At 65.9% G+C, this 17,205-nt stretch carries 21 protein-coding genes; 6 read left to right on the top strand and 15 right to left on the bottom strand.

Annotated elements, in window-relative coordinates; all coding sequences use genetic code 11:
• Position 1: 1 nt before the first annotated feature.
• From LYSCAS_RS13405 to LYSCAS_RS13350, 12 genes are all read right to left on the bottom strand, one after another.
• On the bottom strand, positions 2-163 hold the full coding sequence (locus LYSCAS_RS13405; RefSeq protein ID WP_213434538.1) for a hypothetical protein: 162 nt from the start codon (positions 161-163) through the stop codon (positions 2-4).
• A 68-nt stretch (positions 164-231) separates the two neighbouring features.
• Positions 232-630, bottom strand: a complete 399-nt coding sequence (locus LYSCAS_RS13400) for a hypothetical protein (protein ID WP_213434536.1) — start codon at positions 628-630, stop codon at positions 232-234.
• Positions 627-1,235 carry a DUF938 domain-containing protein gene (locus LYSCAS_RS13395; RefSeq protein WP_213434535.1) on the bottom strand — a complete coding sequence of 203 codons (609 nt, stop codon included), beginning with the start codon at positions 1,233-1,235 and terminating at the stop codon, positions 627-629. Before LYSCAS_RS13395 ends, LYSCAS_RS13400 begins: the two co-directional genes overlap by 4 nt.
• Before the next feature lie 46 nt (positions 1,236-1,281).
• Complete coding sequence (locus LYSCAS_RS13390; RefSeq protein ID WP_213434534.1) at positions 1,282-1,863, bottom strand: hypothetical protein; 582 nt, start codon at positions 1,861-1,863, stop codon at positions 1,282-1,284.
• Positions 1,860-2,264 (bottom strand): VOC family protein, encoded by a 405-nt coding sequence (locus tag LYSCAS_RS13385; RefSeq protein WP_213434532.1) that lies wholly within the window; start codon positions 2,262-2,264, stop codon positions 1,860-1,862. Before LYSCAS_RS13385 ends, LYSCAS_RS13390 begins: the two co-directional genes overlap by 4 nt.
• A 13-nt stretch (positions 2,265-2,277) precedes the next feature.
• Positions 2,278-2,673: a hypothetical protein gene (locus tag LYSCAS_RS13380; RefSeq protein ID WP_213434531.1), complete on the bottom strand. Its 396-nt coding sequence runs from the start codon at positions 2,671-2,673 to the stop codon at positions 2,278-2,280.
• A 59-nt stretch (positions 2,674-2,732) separates the two neighbouring features.
• Positions 2,733-3,059 (bottom strand): hypothetical protein, encoded by a 327-nt coding sequence (locus LYSCAS_RS13375; protein ID WP_213434529.1) that lies wholly within the window; start codon positions 3,057-3,059, stop codon positions 2,733-2,735.
• A 54-nt stretch (positions 3,060-3,113) separates the two neighbouring features.
• On the bottom strand, positions 3,114-3,662 hold the full coding sequence (locus LYSCAS_RS13370) for a hypothetical protein (protein WP_213434528.1): 549 nt from the start codon (positions 3,660-3,662) through the stop codon (positions 3,114-3,116).
• Between the two features lie 24 nt (positions 3,663-3,686).
• Complete coding sequence (locus LYSCAS_RS13365) at positions 3,687-4,319, bottom strand: hypothetical protein (RefSeq protein ID WP_213434527.1); 633 nt, start codon at positions 4,317-4,319, stop codon at positions 3,687-3,689.
• Positions 4,320-4,323: 4 nt separating this feature from the next.
• The gene (locus LYSCAS_RS13360) at positions 4,324-4,485 is read right to left on the bottom strand and encodes a hypothetical protein (protein ID WP_213434526.1); all 162 of its coding nucleotides are present in this window, start codon (positions 4,483-4,485) and stop codon (positions 4,324-4,326) included.
• Positions 4,486-4,837: 352 nt separating this feature from the next.
• Positions 4,838-5,092, bottom strand: coding sequence for a hypothetical protein (locus LYSCAS_RS13355; RefSeq protein ID WP_213434525.1), 255 nt, complete (start codon positions 5,090-5,092; stop codon positions 4,838-4,840).
• Between the two features lie 6 nt (positions 5,093-5,098).
• Entirely contained in the window at positions 5,099-5,476 is a 378-nt protein-coding gene (locus LYSCAS_RS13350) for an HIT family protein (RefSeq protein ID WP_213434524.1), read from the bottom strand.
• A 264-nt stretch (positions 5,477-5,740) separates the two neighbouring features.
• Here LYSCAS_RS13350 and LYSCAS_RS13345 point away from each other — a divergent pair, with 264 nt between their 5' ends.
• Together LYSCAS_RS13345 and LYSCAS_RS13340 are read left to right on the top strand one after the other, a co-directional pair.
• Positions 5,741-7,807, top strand: coding sequence for an alkaline phosphatase D family protein (locus LYSCAS_RS13345; RefSeq protein ID WP_244858545.1), 2,067 nt, complete (start codon positions 5,741-5,743; stop codon positions 7,805-7,807).
• Positions 7,808-7,845: 38 nt separating this feature from the next.
• Positions 7,846-8,436, top strand: a complete 591-nt coding sequence (locus tag LYSCAS_RS13340; RefSeq protein ID WP_213434521.1) for a carbonic anhydrase — start codon at positions 7,846-7,848, stop codon at positions 8,434-8,436.
• Between the two features lie 41 nt (positions 8,437-8,477).
• Here the strand turns inward: LYSCAS_RS13340 and LYSCAS_RS13335 are convergent, their stop codons facing one another.
• Positions 8,478-8,915 (bottom strand): DoxX family protein, encoded by a 438-nt coding sequence (locus LYSCAS_RS13335; protein WP_213434520.1) that lies wholly within the window; start codon positions 8,913-8,915, stop codon positions 8,478-8,480.
• 37 nt (positions 8,916-8,952) lie between these two features.
• Positions 8,953-9,195 (bottom strand): hypothetical protein, encoded by a 243-nt coding sequence (locus LYSCAS_RS13330; protein ID WP_213434519.1) that lies wholly within the window; start codon positions 9,193-9,195, stop codon positions 8,953-8,955.
• A gap of 115 nt (positions 9,196-9,310) precedes the next feature.
• Here LYSCAS_RS13330 and LYSCAS_RS13325 point away from each other — a divergent pair, with 115 nt between their 5' ends.
• The 4 genes from LYSCAS_RS13325 to LYSCAS_RS13310 all read left to right on the top strand — a co-directional run bounded on the left by LYSCAS_RS13325 (position 9,311) and on the right by LYSCAS_RS13310 (position 16,314).
• Complete coding sequence (locus tag LYSCAS_RS13325; RefSeq protein WP_213434518.1) at positions 9,311-9,739, top strand: hypothetical protein; 429 nt, start codon at positions 9,311-9,313, stop codon at positions 9,737-9,739.
• Between the two features lie 643 nt (positions 9,740-10,382).
• Positions 10,383-15,434 carry an RHS repeat-associated core domain-containing protein gene (locus tag LYSCAS_RS13320; protein ID WP_213434517.1) on the top strand — a complete coding sequence of 1,684 codons (5,052 nt, stop codon included), beginning with the start codon at positions 10,383-10,385 and terminating at the stop codon, positions 15,432-15,434.
• Entirely contained in the window at positions 15,434-15,919 is a 486-nt protein-coding gene (locus LYSCAS_RS13315; protein WP_213434515.1) for a hypothetical protein, read from the top strand. The genes LYSCAS_RS13320 and LYSCAS_RS13315 overlap by 1 nt, the downstream gene beginning before the upstream one ends.
• Positions 15,916-16,314, top strand: a complete 399-nt coding sequence (locus LYSCAS_RS13310; RefSeq protein ID WP_213434514.1) for a hypothetical protein — start codon at positions 15,916-15,918, stop codon at positions 16,312-16,314. The genes LYSCAS_RS13315 and LYSCAS_RS13310 overlap by 4 nt, the downstream gene beginning before the upstream one ends.
• Positions 16,315-16,347: 33 nt before the next feature.
• On the opposite strand, the gene LYSCAS_RS13305 is transcribed toward LYSCAS_RS13310, so the two are convergent.
• The gene (locus LYSCAS_RS13305) at positions 16,348-17,163 is read right to left on the bottom strand and encodes a hypothetical protein (protein ID WP_213434513.1); all 816 of its coding nucleotides are present in this window, start codon (positions 17,161-17,163) and stop codon (positions 16,348-16,350) included.
• Positions 17,164-17,205: the final 42 nt, after the last annotated feature.

The raw sequence follows: 17,205 nt of genomic DNA, 5'->3' as shown, positions 1-17,205 counted from the left end.
CTCAGGCGATGCCGATCAGAAGGTTTCGAAGGCGCGCCGGGCCGAACAGCGCCACGACGAGGAGCAGGACCGACAACGCCGCGAGCAGCCAGAACGTGGCATCGGGATGGGGCGTGTACGCCGCTACCGCGGTGTAGGCGACGCCCGCGGCGGAAACCAGCAACAGGCCCCTTCCGAGCCAATGGACACGACGAGGCAGGTCCTTTGCGCGCATGGGCGGAGTGTATCCAATCACCCTGCACGCTTGATCGTTACCGCAGACACAAGCAACGCATTGAGATAAGCAAATCCTGCAACGAGGATTCCGCCGATGCCGACCGCGGACCAATGGTGGACGAAGCGTGCGAAGCCTTCGAAGGACGTGGCGACGGCCACGACGATGCAGGCGACCAGCGCCAGGCCCGCGGTTGCCACCGCCCTTGGACGAGACGGACGCGCACCCACCGCATTGGCCCACGCGACAAAGCAGATCGGCGCAAGGGCAAAACATCCGAAGCCGCCAGCGACCCAGCCGTGCCCTGCCCCCGCCAACGCGACGCCCGCGAACACCATGAAACCCGCGACGATCGCGGCGATGCCATATCGAATCAGCGCGGGCACGCGCGCTACGGCGTAGATGGATCGCGTCATCGTGCTGCCCGCGCCTGCCGCCGCCACACGAGGCAACGGTTGTTCGCCGGCATCGCCACGTTGTCGACGGCATGCAAGCCAACCTGCGCCGCAAGCTCCTGCACCGCTTCGAGATCGCGGATGCCGGAACGCGGATCGCGCGCTTTCAGCCACGCATCGAAATCGCGGTTGCTTTCGCTGGTGTACGTGCCGCCTTCGTTGAAGGGCCCGTACACGACGAGCATGCCGTCCGCTTCGAGCACGCGCCCGACGCCGGCGAAGAACGCCTCCACCCCGGGCCAGCCGACGATGTGCAGGATGTTCGCGCTGAACACTGCGTCATAAGGCCCGGCCGGCCATCGCCCGCTGACGTCGAGCGCGAGCGGCGGCGGTGTGTTGGGAAGATCGGCTTCGTCCAGCCATTGCCGGATGCCGGGGAGTTGGGATGGCAGGTCGGCGCACTGCCAGCGCAGCCACGGCATCGCGGCCGCGAAGTACACCGCGTGCTGCCCGGTGCCGCTGCCCACTTCGAGCACGTTGCGGCGATCGGCAAACTGCGTGCGCAGCACCGCGAGGATCGGATCACGGTTGCGCTCGCAGGCGGGCGCGAAGGGTTTGGCGTCCATGGCGACAGCATGCCGCATGCGGGGGTGGATTGCGTTCCGCCCAACCTCAGCGTCCGGTCCGTTCGTCCCGCCATCCGTCACCCGCATGTTCCGGCAATCCCGGGCGGTCGGCATACGTCACCCACCCGTCGTGGTGGATCTCCACCACCCACGTCGCCCCCTGCGCATACACCCACGTGTCGGACGCGCACGCCATCAACGCGATCGCATGCGCGCACGCATCGGCCGCGGACAGCGCGACGCGCGGGCGCCGCGAGACGCACCAGTCCACGATCACCGTCGTCGTGGGCGCCACGTCCAGGGCGCGCAAGGCTTCCTCGAGCAGTTCCTTGAGGCGCGCCGGACTCTCGCCCTGTTGGCGGACGGCATGCGGCACGAAATCCCAGCGGATGCTGGCGAATCCGATCGGATACGTCGTGAGCGGCCCGCGCGCGGCCTCGGTGTTCCAGTGCAACGCATGCCGCACGCCCGCCGCTTCCAGCGCGGCGCCGTGATAACGGTGGAATTCCGCCGCTTCTTCCGCATGCCGCTGCTGCGCCGCGCGCTCGGCTTGCTGCGCGAACAAGGCGTCGCGCTTGGCTGCCAGGTCGAGGCGGCGTGCGGCGGGATCGTCCGGTGCGTCGCTCATGTTGATTGCTTCAACGGCGAACGATCCCCCACGAACCACAGGTGCCCGAACGGATCGACGAAACTGCCCTGGCGATGCGGGCCCCACGGCATGTCGTGCAAGCGCGTCGGATATGTGCGGCCGACGGCGCCGGCGGCGACCGCACGGGACAGGAACGCATCCGGATCGTCGCAGAAGACTTCGATGCGCACCGAGGGCATCCCGAGTCGCGCAGGAAAGTCCCAACCATTGTTGGCGGGCTCGCCGAGGAACACCGGTGCGCCCGCGATCACCAGGCCCACGACCGAACCGAGATTCCACAGTTCTTCCGCACCCAATGCGCTGCGATACCACGCGGTGGCGGCTGCCGCGTCCGGCACGGCGAGCATGACCGAGAGGACGGCATCGGCGGGTTGCGGCATGGCGTCGCGGGACTCAGATGCCGCGCGGATACTGGATGGGCCCATACACGACGGCGCCCTGCCGATCCTGTCGCAGCAGGTACATGCGCTTGTGGTCTGCGTCGACGAGCAGCACGTAGGGCTGATCCTCGATCGCGCCCCGGCTGCCGAGCTTGTGCCGCGCAAGTCCCTCGGGCAAGGACGCCGCCACCGGCCACCCGTGCGCGGCCACCTGCTGCGCCGAAGGCGTTCCGTACGCACGGAGGAATGCGAATGCCTGCGGGCTGCGCGGATCGGTCGTGCGATGGAGCGCGTCGAAGGGGGCCGTGTCCGGGCTTTGCACGCGCGTGGGCTCGGACACGCGCGGTTGCTGCGCATGGCACAGCAGTGGCAGGCCCGCGAGGAGTACGGAAATGACAATGCGCTGCATGGCTGCCTCCGTGGGTTCGGGACCAGTGACGCGACGGAGGCCGTTCCTGAAATCCCGCATCAGGGCGCTCGCTTGAAAAGCAGCGCGCGGAAGGGATCGCACGGCGCGTGCAGGACACGCTGGCGCCAGTCGGCAGTGGTCGGGAAGCACGCCACCATCGCGGCCTCCAGCAGATCGAATCCGGGCTGCAGTTCGCTGACCGCAAGGGTCTGGTCGTCGAATGCGAACTCGAGGGACACCGCGTCCGCGGTCGTGCGATCCACCATGCAGGCCGCGATCGCGGAAACCCGCTGCCAGGCCACGAAGATGGACCCGACGGTAAACCCGAAAGGCGTGACGGCCACGGGCATGCGCCCGGGGGTTGCGCGCTGGGCGAGGCGTTCCATCAAGCTCAAGATCGTCCCCATGTGGGCCTGGCTCGATCGTTGGACGGTGCGAGTTTATGGAACCCCGGGCCTGGCCACCAGTCGTGTCGGCTCCGGCCGCTGCACGGGCGGCTTCGGCGGCAGGCCATGGAAAGGCACCGACCTGACGCAAAGGCGCGGGTTGTAAGTGCGCAACAACAATCTGAATTCACGGGCATCCAGGCGTGCCGTTTCGGCCGTCATCAGGATCGCCTTGAATTGCTGCTTTCCTCCGGGCGGCAAGACGCGCATCGCCGGCCCCGTCCGATAGCTGCCAGGCAGGTCGATCAACCGCCGCCATTGGCCGGACAAGTCGAGGGACTCGATGGAGAAGTCGGGCCTGAAGGCAAACTCGCCGCCCGACTCGCTGACCAGCCCGACCGAAATCGAACTCGTCTTGCTGGCGTTTTCGATTTCAAACGTTCCGACGAATGCACCGGCGTTCAACCGGGCCTCTTTCAATTCAAGCGCGGCTTCCGCGGCCATGCCGGCTGCGCTGTCGCAAGGATCTGCATTCGCGGCGCGGGCATCGTCGGGATGCATGGCAATCCCGAGGGCGGCCAACATGATCCATCGGATCTTCATCCCGGTCCTCCATGCGCCTGCCGGCTATGGGCAGGTTGCACGATCCGCCATGTCGATGTCCGCCACGAACGCTCGACGCTGTGATGCCTGCGATGGCAAACGGTACGCCAACCAACCCTCCAACCGGCGTCGATGCTGCCTGGTGACGACGACAGTGCCTTCGACCGCTGCCGTGCAGTCCATGGCGTCGTTGCATATTCGCAGGCTTGCCGACCCACGTCGTCCGCTGGCGTTGATCGGATACTCGCCATCCAGCCCATCGGGGGACTGGCCATGGACGTTGAAGATCCACGTCACGCCGGCACCGTTGGCTTGCAGGTGGGCGAGCGTGGCCGGGCCATCATCGATGTCGCAGGCAAAGCCGGCCGAGCCCGTCAGCGCCGTGCCATCCGGGCGAACAGACGTGCAACCGCCCATCGCGACACACGCGAGCGCCAGGCACAGGAACTTCCGTCCGATGCCCGTGCCCACCAGCAGGGCGCAGACCAGCACGAGCCATTCCAGGAGCACGAGGATCGTAGGCCCGTGTGTGCCGAGCCAGTGCATGCGAACGCTGCCCGACAACTCGGGCGTGAAAAAGCCCACGATGAGTCCGATCACGCACTGCACGACGAACAACACGACGGCGTACTTTGCGATCCTGCCCCAGTTCAACACGATCTCATTCCTTCGGGTTCAACGTCTGATCTGCAGCGTCGAGGAAATCGCCGATGGCGACTGGATCCGTCACTCCGCCGCCGATGCATTCCCCTGCATAGGCGTACAGGAAGTCGGAGACCAAGGTGTCGCCGCGCGCCAGGTAAGCGCTCGCGAATCGCTCCATGATCCGATAGGCGTCCCGCAAGGTGATCGCACGATCGAACGCGGGGTCTTCAAGCGTTGGGTATGACATGGCGTGACCGGAAGTGAGTGGGGTGCGGCGATCGCTACCACGGCAATTCCGTCCAGCGCTTGCCGCTCAGGTCGCTGTAACGTCCTGAGATCTGGCCTGCAAAGTAGCGGATGCACGAGACGGCGGCGACTACCCCGCAAGCCACGACGATACAGAAGCCGATCTGCCCCGCAGCATGCACCCCGGCGAAGTAAAGCCCGAGGCACAAGCCACCCCAGCAGGAGTGCAGTCGCGCAGGAACCGGCGAATAGCCACCAGCTACGCGGCTTGCCGATAGTCCTGATCATCGATCCAATTCCTCCAGGTTCTGCCGCCACGCAACCAGGTCGTCCAATGCAATGCGAAGCGTGTCCATGAATTCCTCGAACGGGAAAATCATCGCTACGTCCCCCCCGACGTAAAGGTCCTGGACGAATTCGAGCTCCGGCGCGCCCGCGGGCGAAAAACGCACGATGCAGAGCCGTTGATGATCGAACTGGATCTCGGCAGCAGGATGGATGGCGTCGCCTTCGGTGATGAACAGGATTTGGAATGCCATGCGCCCCTACTCCGGCAGTTTCGAACGAATCAACGCCACGGTCTCCGCCAGCTGGCTTGCCGATGCCCGCACACGTTCCCGCCGCTGCGCATCCCCGCCCGCATCATGCACCGTCCCGCGTAGCCGCCCCGCCCCATCGAAGGTCGCCAGCTGCGGCGGCCCGATCCCCCAATCGCTCCCCGCCTGCCGCGGCACGACATGGAAATGGAAGTGCGGCGTTTCCTGTCCGCTGTACACCCCGTTGTTCTGGAACGTCAGGATCCCGAGCGGGTGGTAAGCCCTGACCAACGCCTGCGCCACGCGCTGCGCCTGGACCAGGATGGCCGCGCATTCCTCGGGCGAAAGATCGACAACGCGACATGCCGCCGCGTGATGACGCAGCACTGTCCGACTTCGAACTGCCACGGATTGATCAGGGTGAGCGTGTGTTCGCTTTCCTCGATGATCGCCCAGCGATCTTCGCGGCTTGCCGTTTCACACAGGTCGCACGGGTCCCTGACGGGAAGCTCGATCATTGCGCTGCGCCGATCCGTTGGAACGGCCGAGTTTCGCACGGGTGACTTCCGGCAGGCTCCCGCGCCGGGGATCAGGTCTAGCGTGGCGACGCCGCGATCCGCGCGCCGTGCTGCAGAGGCCCGAATGCCGACCATGGATCGCCGCCAGTTCCTGAAACTCTCCGCCGCGTTGGGCGCCACCCTCGCCTGGGGCTGCGCGTCCGTGCAGCCGTCGTCGAGTGGCTGGCGCGAACGGCGCGACCTGTATCCGCAAGGCGTGGCCTCCGGCGACCCCGACTTCAACAGCGCCCTGCTCTGGACGCGACGCCCGTATACGGACGGGCGCGACGGCGCCACGCTGCTCGTCGAAGTGGCGGAGGATCCCGCGTTCACGCGCGTGGTCGCGACGGCGTCGGCGCGCGTGCAGGCCGCGTCCGACTGGACCAGCCGCGTGCTGGTCGCCGACCTGCAACCGGCCCGCGAATACTGGTACCGCTTCGTGGACGAGGAGGGCAACGGCAGCCGCATCGGTCGCACGCTCACGTCGCCGGCGCACGACGATGCGCGGCCCGCGCGCTTCGCCTTCGTCAGTTGCCAGAACATCTGCGAAGGCGCGCAGAACGCCTATCGCAAGATGATCTTCGAAGACGAACGCGCGGCACCCGGCGAGCGCATCGGCTTCGTGCTGCACCTGGGCGACTTCATCTACGAGGTCGTGCAGGTCCCGTCGCAGGTGAAGAACGGCCATCGCTACGATCGCGTCATCACGTTCCCGATCACGTTCGAACACGGCAAGGCGGTGGCGAAGAACCGCTTCACGGTGCCCGGCTCGCTCGACGACTACCGCGCGCTCTACCACGCGTACTTGCAGGATCCCGACATCCAGGATGCACGTGCGCGGTTTCCGTTCGTGGCGATGTGGGACAACCACGAATTCTCGTGGCAGGGCTGGCAGTCGATCCAGGAATTCGGCGCGGGCCTGGAGCCTGCGCAGACGCTGAAGGTGGCCGCCAACCAGGCGTGGTTCGAATACCAGCCGGCGCGCGTGTCGCCGCCGGGCGCGTCGCTGGATACGTTCGCTGCGCCGCACGTGGTCGATGCCCCGGTCACCACCTTCGACGACGACGGCCTGGGGCAGGAACCCAACAACCTCGCCGCGATCGACAGCCTCATCGCGTATCGCGCCTTGCGCTGGGGGCGGCACATCGACTTGCTGCTCACCGACCAACGCAGCTTCCGTTCGCGCGATCCGGGTTCGCGCGACGAGATCAATCCGCTGTTCGAAGGCGACACGCTGGGCTTCGTCCCCGAGACGCTGGCACGGCAACTCGACGGCGGCCGCGACTATGCCGACGGCCACCCGCCGGCCACGCTGTCGTTCGGCGACAAGCACATCCCGAATTACCGCGCGAAGGAAGCCGCGCAGACGATGCTGGGCGCGAAGCAGAAGACCTGGTTCCTCGAACGCCTGCGCAGTGCGCAAGGCACGTGGAAGATCTGGGGCAATTCGCTGGGCACGCCCGACTGGCGCGTGGACCCGCAGCACCTGCCGCCCACGCTGGCGAAGTGGCCCAACGAGGATTTCGCGGTCATGGCCACCGGCGACTGGGGCGCCACGTACCACGAGCGCGCCGAAATCTTCGACACCGTGCGCGACGCCGGCATCACCGGGTTCGCCATCGTGTCCGGCGATCGCCACAGTTTCTGGGCCGGCTATGCCGCGAAGGCGTTGCCGCCTGCGGCGTTCGAACCGGTGGGCGTCACGTTCGTCACCGGTTCGATCTCCGCGCCGGGCACGGTGGAGGCCAACGAACACAACGTGAAGCAAGACGATCCCTTGCGGCCGTTGTACCTCGCCAGCCCGGGCGGCGGCCCGTCGCAGGCGACGATCAACCTGCTGCTGCGGCATGGTGTGCGTTCCGCGCTGGAATACGCGAAGCGCGGCGATCGGACGAAGGCTTACGCGGTGCGCAATCCCGACATGGCGCCGCATCTGGCCTTCGTCGACATGGGCGGGCACGGTTACTCGACGGTGCGCGTCGACGCCACCACGATGGTCACCGAATTCGTCTGCATCCCGCGGCCCATCGCGCGCAGCCCCGGCACGGATGGCGGGCCGCTGCGGTATCGCGTGCGCCATGAAATCGCACTCTGGCAGGCGGGTGAACGGCCGCAGATGCGGCAGAGCGTCGTGGAGGGCGACGCGGGCCTGTCGGTGTGAATGTCCGGGTGCGCCGCCACCCGTGCGTTGCTTGAAGGATGGAACCCCTGCCCGACACCCCCGACGCCGCCATCGCGCTGGCCCTGGCCGGCAACCGCCGTTTCGTCGAAGGCCTGGCGTCGGTCTCCCGCGATGAACTGGACGTGCTGCACGCGCAGACGGCGTACGACCAGCGCCCGTTCGTCGCGATCCTCGCCTGCGCCGATTCGCGCGTGCCCGTGGGGCTGGTGCTGGACGAACACATCGGCCGCGTGTTCGTCACGCGCATCGCGGGCAACACCGCGTCGACCGAAGTCATCGCCAGCCTCGAATACGCCGTCGCCGTGCTGGGCGTGAAAGCGATCATCGTCATGGGCCACACGAACTGCGGCGCGATCAAGGCGGCCATCCGCAACGACGAAGTGCCGGGCCAGATCAGCGCGTTGTTCGCCGGGATCCTGCCGGCGATCGACGATTGCGGCGGCCCGGGCGCCGAAGTGGACGACGTTACGCGGAGACACGTCCTCAACCAGGTGAGCACGCTGACGCATGCGTCCACGGTGGTGAGTTCGCGGGTGAAGAATGGTTCGTTGAAAGTGGTGCCTGCGATGTATGACGTGGCGACCGGGGTGGTGGGGTTGCTGGGGTAGCTGCGATCGACTGATCCGGGAGCCTCAACGAAGCGCGCATGTCACCGGCGTTGCGAAGCTTCGACATGCATTGCGCCATCGCGACTCGGCCAATAGTCCAGCGCCACCGCGGTGAAGCAGGCGATCAGCAACGCGCTGAATTCCCATCCGCCCTCGCCCGGTCCGATGATGAAGAAGCCGAGCTGCCAATGGATCAGCGCGATCCCGGTGGCGAAGATGACGATGAGCACGGCGCACAGCGTGCGGACGAAAACCCCCAACGCGATCAGCGCGACGCCCGCGGTTTCGGCCAGGTTGACGAGCTGCGCCTGCGCCTGCGGAAACGGGAAGCCGAACGATGCGAGCGCGTCGCCGAGGGGCGCGATCTCGCCGTAGAGATACCGGTGGATGCCGTGGGTGAAGATGATCGCGCAGACGACCAGCTTTACGAGGTCGATGGCGACGTGGCCACGGCGGACAAGCTGGATGTTCGGCTTCATCGTTTCCCCCGGGGCTGCAGTCAATGCGCTCACTTGCTCACTTCGCCGTCAGGCCGCGGATCCCGGCCGCCAGCAGGAACGCGCCTGCCAGGCAATACAGGCTGTAGTACAGCGCTGCGTCCGGCCCGGCAAGGTCCAGGGGGACCAGGCGCGAAGGATGATGATGGACACGACCCGTTGCGAAGTAGCGATAAAGGTTGGCGGCGCCGGTCGACGCCATGACGCTCCCCAGCAGGAACTTGCACCAGCTTCCCCAGTTGTCCCGCTCGCTCGTGGACATGGCCTTCCGGGAGTCCCCACTGCCGTCAAGGGTTCGATTATGCAGGGGAGTAACCTCCTTTGCGCGCGGCCTCCGCGGCCCTGCGATTCCCGTCGATGCAAAGGAGCGACACCCCATGACCGACGAACTTGCCGCCGCCAACGTCAACCGGTCGTACCAGCTCGCGGCGTCCAGCATCGCGATCTTCACGTTCCTGCTGTTCTTCCTGTATCCGAAGTTCGCGAGCGGACAGATCGACGCGTGGTCGTACCAGATCAGCCTGATCGTGATGGGCGTGGCGACGTTCTCGTTCGCGTTCTCGTCCTTCTACTACTACGCCGCCTCGCTGGGCGGCCGCATCGAGGATGCGGAACGCGCCCGGTACGCGCGCCGCGGCGATCGCGCCTGGCTGCTCGGCTGCATCCTGTTGTTCCTGACGCCGAGCCTGATCCTCTTCACGATCCGATTGCTGGTGGTCGCGGCGGCGTGGTTCGCGTTGTGGCTGGTGTACCTGTCGTTCGTGCTGCGCTTTTTTCCGCGCGTGCAGGCGGGCGGGAAGCGCTGAGCCCGCATCGCACCATCAATTGTTTCGCCGGCGACGGGAGTTGGCTGGCGTCGGCGACTGGATACAACCGCAGGAACATCGTGTTGAACAGTTTCTCCTGCGTCCCTTCCTGTGAGAACAGGAAGATGGTGCCGGTCAGCAGTCCCGGCGTTCCGTCGGACAACTTGAAGCCGCCGAAGAAAACAGTGGCGCGGTGGAACTGCGATCCCGTCAGGTTTGCCGACATGACGCCATTTGTTTCGGCAGCGTGCCGGAAGCAAAATCCCGACCCACGGGACCGGTCGTAGAACGCCGCCGCACCACGGCCGTCGGCGCCGTAGTACAGGAAGTGCCACGAATCCGAGGTCTCGCTTTTTGAAAGCCACGCGCCTTCGGATTCCGATTTGACAAGGGATCCTTCAGCGCGGCACGCGCCGAAGGCCAACAGCAAGCACGTTGCTGCGAAGAGACGACCCGTCATCATTCCCGCGCTCCATGGCCCCCATGCAGCGGCACCGTAATCGAGCGCCGTTGGGAATGCGTGAAGGCTGGCCAGATGCCCGCAATAGACGGGAGCGGTTTCCGTCCAGATCGCAGACGCCGCTGACTATCTTCGTCCCGCACGGGAACACGACGCTACCTCCATTCAACCTGGAGATGGCGCATGGCGCTCGCCCGCTGGAGTTTGGCCGCCGCAGTCCTGCTGGCGCCCGGTATCGCGCACGCGCTCAAGTCGGGCACGGAGTGCAAGACCGACAAGGATGGGCAGCAGGTGTGCGTGCAGGTCACCCCGCCGCCGCCCCCTACGCCGGTCATCGATCGCGTCACCGTCGTCGGCATCCCGCCCACCCCGCTCTACCCGGACGGCTTCAATCGTTACTTGTGGGAGCTGCTCAACCGGCAGACCTCGACGCTCGCGCCCGACGCGGCCGACATCGGCGGCCACGGCACGGAAGGCAATGGCGGTGCGCCTGCCGATTCCTGCGGCGAAGCGAAAGGCAATCCGATCTTCCCGTCCACGGGCAACAAGATCGAGGCCGAAACCGACTTCACCAGCGCGGGCGAGATGCCGCTGCACCTCACCCGCACCTGGAACCAGCACGCCTCCGCCGGCTTCATCTTCGGTAGCCGGTGGCTCACCAATTTCGACCTGCGGCTCGAAGTGCATGCCGACGGACAGTCCATCGTTGCGCATCGCCCCAGCGGTGCGCAGTTGCGCTACGTGTACCGGACGACGCCCTCGGTGGCGTGGTGGGAAGACCGGCCTGACGGTCGCAGCCGCATCGTCGCAGACGGCGCAGGCGGCCACGTCCTGTACGCGCCGGACAACACCGTCGAGACCTATGGCGCGCACCGACGCATCACCAGCCAGAAGAACCCGCGCGGCGTCGGCCTGGCATTCCAGTACCGCACGCACGCCATGCATTGGACACCGTTGCTGGAGCGCGTGACGCACACGTCCGGTCGCGCGATCCAGTTCACCTGGACCGACACGCCCATCGGGCCGCAGATGACGCGCGTGGTGGATCCGGGCGGCAATGCGTTCACCTACGCGTACGACGCATATGAGCGCTTGCAGTCCGTGGTGCAGCCGGGCACCCCCGGCACCACGATCACGTACCACTATCCGCTGCGCGACGCGATGCTGCTGGGCAAGAGTCTCAATGGCGTGCGCTATTCCACGTTCGCGTACGACGCCAATGGTCGCGCAACGTTGACCGAACACGCGGGCGGCGCCGACCGGCACACGTTCGCATACACGGACCAGGCCGATGGCACGTTGCGCGTGGAGCACACCAATCCGCTCGGCAAGCGCACCACGTCGATCTACAAGACCGGCAAGCTGCAGTCCGCGACGGGGCATGCGTCGGCCTCGTGTCCGGCGGCCTATCGCGAAGTGACGTATGACGAAAACGGACACGAGGACCTGGTGGCGGATTTCGCGGGCAACCTCATCGACTTCGACCACGCGCCTTCCGGGCTGTTGTTGCGCAAGGTCGAAGCCGCGGGCACACCCGACGCACGCGAGACGACGTATGCGTGGGATGCCAACGGCCGCACCACGCGACAGTCGGTCACCGGCGTCGTGCAGCTGGATTACAGCTATCGCAACGATGGCCTGCTCGATCGCATCGCAACGACGAACCTGAGCCCGCACGGCGTGACGGGCCAGATGCGCGCCACGGAGTACCGCTACACGTTCCATCCCGACGGCATGGTGGCCTCGGTGACGGTGGATGGCCCGCTCCCGGGGACGGGCGATGCCGTGGTGACCAAGGCGGATGCGTTCGGCAACGTGGTGAGCATCGCCAACGAGCTGGGCCACGCGACCACCTACGCCAACCACAACGTCCTCGGACAGCCCGGCCGCGAAACCAACCCCAACGGCGGCATCATCGATCGCACCTACGATGCGCGCGGTCGCCTGCTGACCCTGACGCGCTGGGTCAACGGCATCGCCGCCACCACCACGCAGGCGTGGGACAACCGCGGCAACCTCGCCTCGCTCACCACGCCGGATGGCGTGCGCACGGTATACGCGTACGACGGTGTCAGCCGCCTCGTCGAAGTGACGCGCGAAAAGGCGGCGCCCGCGCCGATGGCCGTGGGCGTGTTTTCGCTGGGAGACGGCGCGTCGTTCCTCGAAGAAGGCGATCCCGGCGAAGGCTACTTCCACGAGCCGCCCCCGTTCCGCGCGTACGCCTGCCACAAGTGCGACTACGAAGACCGGCCCGGCGTGGCCGCGGTCCAGGGCACCATCGACGGCGTGTGGATGACGGGCGCCAACGCCGAACTGCACGGATGGGCGTGCACGCCCGGCATCAATGCGTCGATGGACGTGCACCTGTACATCGGCGGGCCGGCGGGCATCGGCCAGTTCGTGGTCGCGGTGAAGGCCAATCTCTACAGCGAAGCCGCTGTCTCGCAATCCTGTGGCACCAGCGGCACGTGGCATCGCTATGCCATCCCGCTGTTCGAGGACTTCCGCCAGGCGCATGGCGGGAAGGCCATCTTTGTCCACGGCATCGCCCTCAACGGGGCGCCCAATGCCTTGCTTGCGAACTCCGGCCACTTCGGCGTGCCGCACGTGATCCTGGACGCGGTAGTCGTCTCGCAGCAGGTGCCGGCCACGATGATCGCGGGCACGACCACCAACGTCACCGTGCAGGTCAGGAACACGGGCAATGCCGCGTGGGCGCCAGCAAAGAACGATCGGCTCGGATCGCAGAACCCCGGCGACAACATGACGTGGGGGTTGCATCGTGTCGCCGTCCCGGGATCGGTCTCGCCCGGCAGCACCGTGCATTTCGTGTACCCGATCACCGCGCCATCGACGCCCGGCACGTATGCGTTCCAATGGCGCATGGTGCGCGACGGGGTCGCGTGGTTCGGGGCGCAGACGCCGACTGCGTCCATTGTCGTCCAGCCCGCCCCGCCGCCCGACATCGATTTCCAGCGCTTCACGTACAACGCCAACAGCCAGGTGGTCCTCGCGCAGAGCGGGCGGCGCATCGCGGGCGTCGACGCCATCACGCGCAGCGCCGCCACCGAGTACGACGAACTCGGCCGCGTGCGTGTCGCGCATGGCAACGCCGGCCAGCGCGTCGTCACGACGTATGACGACGTCGGCCAACCGACCACCGTCACCGACGCCGCGGGCCGCACCACGACGAATCGCTACGACGCCCTGGGCCGAGTCGTCGAGCATATCGACGCCGCCGGCGCCCGCACGCTGTTCACGCATGACGCCGGCGACCGCCTCACGCGCGTGATCGATCCGCGCGGCAATGCCACCGCGTACGTGTACGACGGCTTCGGGCAACTGTGGGCGCAATACAGCCCGGACAGCGGCACCACGACGATGCAGTACAACGACGCGGGTTTGCGCACGCAACTGACACGCGCCGACGGCACCGTCCTGCTCCATGTCTACGACGGGGCGGGCCGGCCGACATGGACCGGGAACGCCCAGCGCGGGCGCACGTACTCCTATGACTGGTGCGACGGCGGCAAGGGACGCCTGTGCGGGACGGATGTTGCAGCCAGGCAAGGCGACGCGTGGATCAGCACCAACTCGGCGCACTACGCCTACACGCCCTTGGGCGACCCATTGTCCAAACGCGAGTCCGTGTACGGCGCGCTGGACCAGACCGGGTACGCCGTCGACGGCATGGGCCGCGTCACCGGCATCGAGTATCCGAGTGGGATGAAGGTCCGCCATGTCTACGCGAATGGCGCACTGACCGGGGTTTACGCGAGCTTCGGCGCCGGCGAAGTTCCGGTCGCCACGGGCATCCAGTACCAACCCTTTGGCGCCGCCACCGGCTGGACCTATGGCAATGGCATCACGCGCAGCTACACGTACGACCTCGACGGCCGCGTCACCGCGATCAGCGCGAAGGACGCGGCCAGCGTCAAGCAGAGCCTGACGTACCAGCACAACGCGATCGACCAAATCACGCGCATCACCAACGGCCTGGACGCCAACCTGACACAGGACTACGGCTACGACGCGCTGGATCGGCTGACAGCGATCAGCGGCTCCGGCTACGCGTCCGGCTACGCGTACGACACCGTGGGCAATCGCATTGGCCATCACGACAGCGGCACGCCGACCACGTACGACGTCGATCCCGCCAGCAACCGCCTGCGCGCGCGCAGCGGACATTTCAACGACACCTGGATGACCAACGCCGTCGGCAACACCACCGCGTATTCCGGCAGCGATGGCGTCATGCACGCGCTCGCCTACGACACGTTCAACCGGATTGCGGCGCATACCCGCGCCGGCGTCGAAACCCGATACGAGATCAATGCCCTCGACCAACGTGTCGGGAAGTGGTCGGCTGCGACTGGCGGGCGACGGTTCGTCAGCGAGGGGCATCGATTGCTTGCGGAGGTCGGTGAGGATGGCAAATGGACGAATTACATCTGGCTAGGCAACGAACTGATCGGCCTGGTGCGCAACAACCAGTTGCATGCGGTGCATAACGACCATCTGGGACGGCCGGAGGTCGTGACGAATGCGGCGAAGGCCACGGTGTGGCGCGCGAGCAACTATGCGTTCAAGCGGTTCGTGCAGTTCGACACCTTTGGCGGATTGAACATTGGATTCCCGGGGCAATACTGGGATGCGGAATCGGGGCTGTTTCATAACGTCAATCGCGACTATGAGCAGCGGAGTGGTCGGTATTTGCAAATAGATCCTATCGGCTTGGCAGGAGGAATAAATACGTTTGGCTATGCGAACGCCAACCCGGCTTCATACATCGACCCATTGGGACTGGAGGGAGTGGGATCCTTCAACAACGGAGGATCTCGCACTCTGTGGGAAGGCGGAATCAGGAGACTGCCGGACTATTTCACACTCCAGATCAACCTCGGCGTCACTGTTCTGCACTACACCGTGACGAAGAATGGGACGCTCTTCTCTGGTGGTGGAGGGTTGGTCAACTCGCACAACCCTGCACGTTGGTTCAAGGGCGGCGGCGCTTCTCTCACCGCAGGCTTCCTCGACGGCTGTCCAGACGGCGACGATGTTGACAAGTTCATCATGGGCAGAGTCACAACCGTCGGCACCGCATTCGGGATCGAAGTGAGTCGATCGTGGAACGACGCTGGATCGGCGACCAATGTTGGATTCGGCACGCCGGGCATCATGACCGAACACTCGTACTCCGGGAGCGCCGGAAAGATCTTTGGTGGATGGTGGTGATGAAGCGCCAGCACCTGAATTTCGCTTTTGGAACTCTTGCCCTCTTTGCAACTGCAGTAGCGTTGTCGACCTTCGCCCAGTGGGCAATCAATCGTGCAAACCAAGACGCCCTGGAAAACGCTCGGCGAGTGCAACGCGATCTGATCGTGCCACCAGAAATGCGTCCTGTCGGGACCAGCACCCAGGTCAATCACGGCGGCCCAGTCGGCATCAGGCAGAAGTTCGTGTCGTCACAACGCGCGGAGCGATTGACGGCGGATTTCCTGATTACGGCGAAGCAGCAAGGCTGGCTTCTTACCGATCGGCGCAAGCTCAGATGGGGGGTCTACGAAGCAAACTACTGCCGCAATGGATGGCAACTCACATTTCATGCCGAGGACCGCGGCAGTGGGCAAACGACGATCTCTCTCGGCGTCTATTTGCGGGATGATTCACCGACTGCGCAGTGCAAGTCGGAAATTGATTCGGGAAGCGCCAAGACATGAAACATCAACGGGCCATCGCCAGCATCTTGTTGTTGCACGGCGGCCTCGGAACGGCGTGGGCTTGCTGGATTGCGTCCGCCTATGACCTGTCCCTAGGCTTCCTCGTGCCAAATTTGTCGCTTGCTTTGCTCGGGATTGTTGCCGGCGTTGGCCTACTGAGATCGCAGCGCTGGGCAATCACACTGGGCTGCGTGTTCTATACGGTGCAAATCCTCCAGGTCACATCGCCCGCATTCCAATGGTCCTTCACGCTCGGCTTCCATCTCTCAGTTGCCGCGGGCGGGAGCGCCGTGATTGGTGTCAATCTCTACGCCTTGGCGATGTTCTTCTGGTTGGCGTCGAAGCGCCGCAACCTCGTACGGCCCGATTTGGTTACGTCGGACGAGGCGCCTTGACCCGAAGACCAAGGCGCCCCGCCCCTTCGTTTCCTAAAGCGTGTGCTCCAACGCCCCGTGCAACATCCGCAGTTCCGACTCGATCGGCATCACCGACTTCCCCCTCGCATCCACGGCGCCGAGGCGGAGCATCCCCTCCTCTGGCGGATGCCAGTCCGGCGCGCGATACGCGGTCCGGTACTCCTTGCGCCACTGGCCCGGCGTGGCGTCGATGGTCTTGTTCACGCCGGCGAAATGCAGCGGCACCATCGCCGTCCATTCGCTCGTGCGGTCCTGCGGCGCCAACACCCATTGCTTGACGGCATTGACGCCATGCGTCTCCAGGATCCGGCACGCGCGCGCCTTGTCGCGCCCGATGCCGCCGCTCGCGTGCACGCTGCACTGCATGGCTTCGGCCGCCAGGACACGACCGTCCGGCGCCACGCGCATGGCGACGTTCACCACGCCATCGACGGGGAAGCCGGGCATCTTCGGCCGCACGAGGGTCTCGACTTCCGCCGGGGTGCGCGGCGCGGCACGGCTCGCATCCGCGACGACGTCGCGGAACACGACGTCTTCGACCTTGACGACATGCTGGGCCGCGTCCGGCGTGGCCGACAGCGTGACCCGCATCTTGCTGCGCGTCGGGGCCGGCGCCGACGACGGTTCGAACTTCCAGCTCGCCACCGCCTTGTTGATGACCGCGTGCATCTCGTCCGGCAAGGGTGTGTGGATTGCATGGGAGTCCACGGTGCCGGCATTGGACACGACCACTTCGCCGTCGACATCCAGTGTCTTGATATCGCGCGCGGCCGCGTGGCCATGCAGGATCAGCCCGGCGATGCAGGCGGACAGAAGTTTGGTGTGCATTGGATCTCCATTTCCGACGAAGGGGTCGCGATGGTGGCAACC

Source organism: Noviluteimonas caseinilytica, assembly GCF_018406605.1.
Taxonomy (GTDB): domain Bacteria; phylum Pseudomonadota; class Gammaproteobacteria; order Xanthomonadales; family Xanthomonadaceae; genus Noviluteimonas; species Noviluteimonas caseinilytica.
Note: the sequence above shows the minus strand (reverse complement) of the source record. Positions and strands in the feature narration are given on the sequence as shown.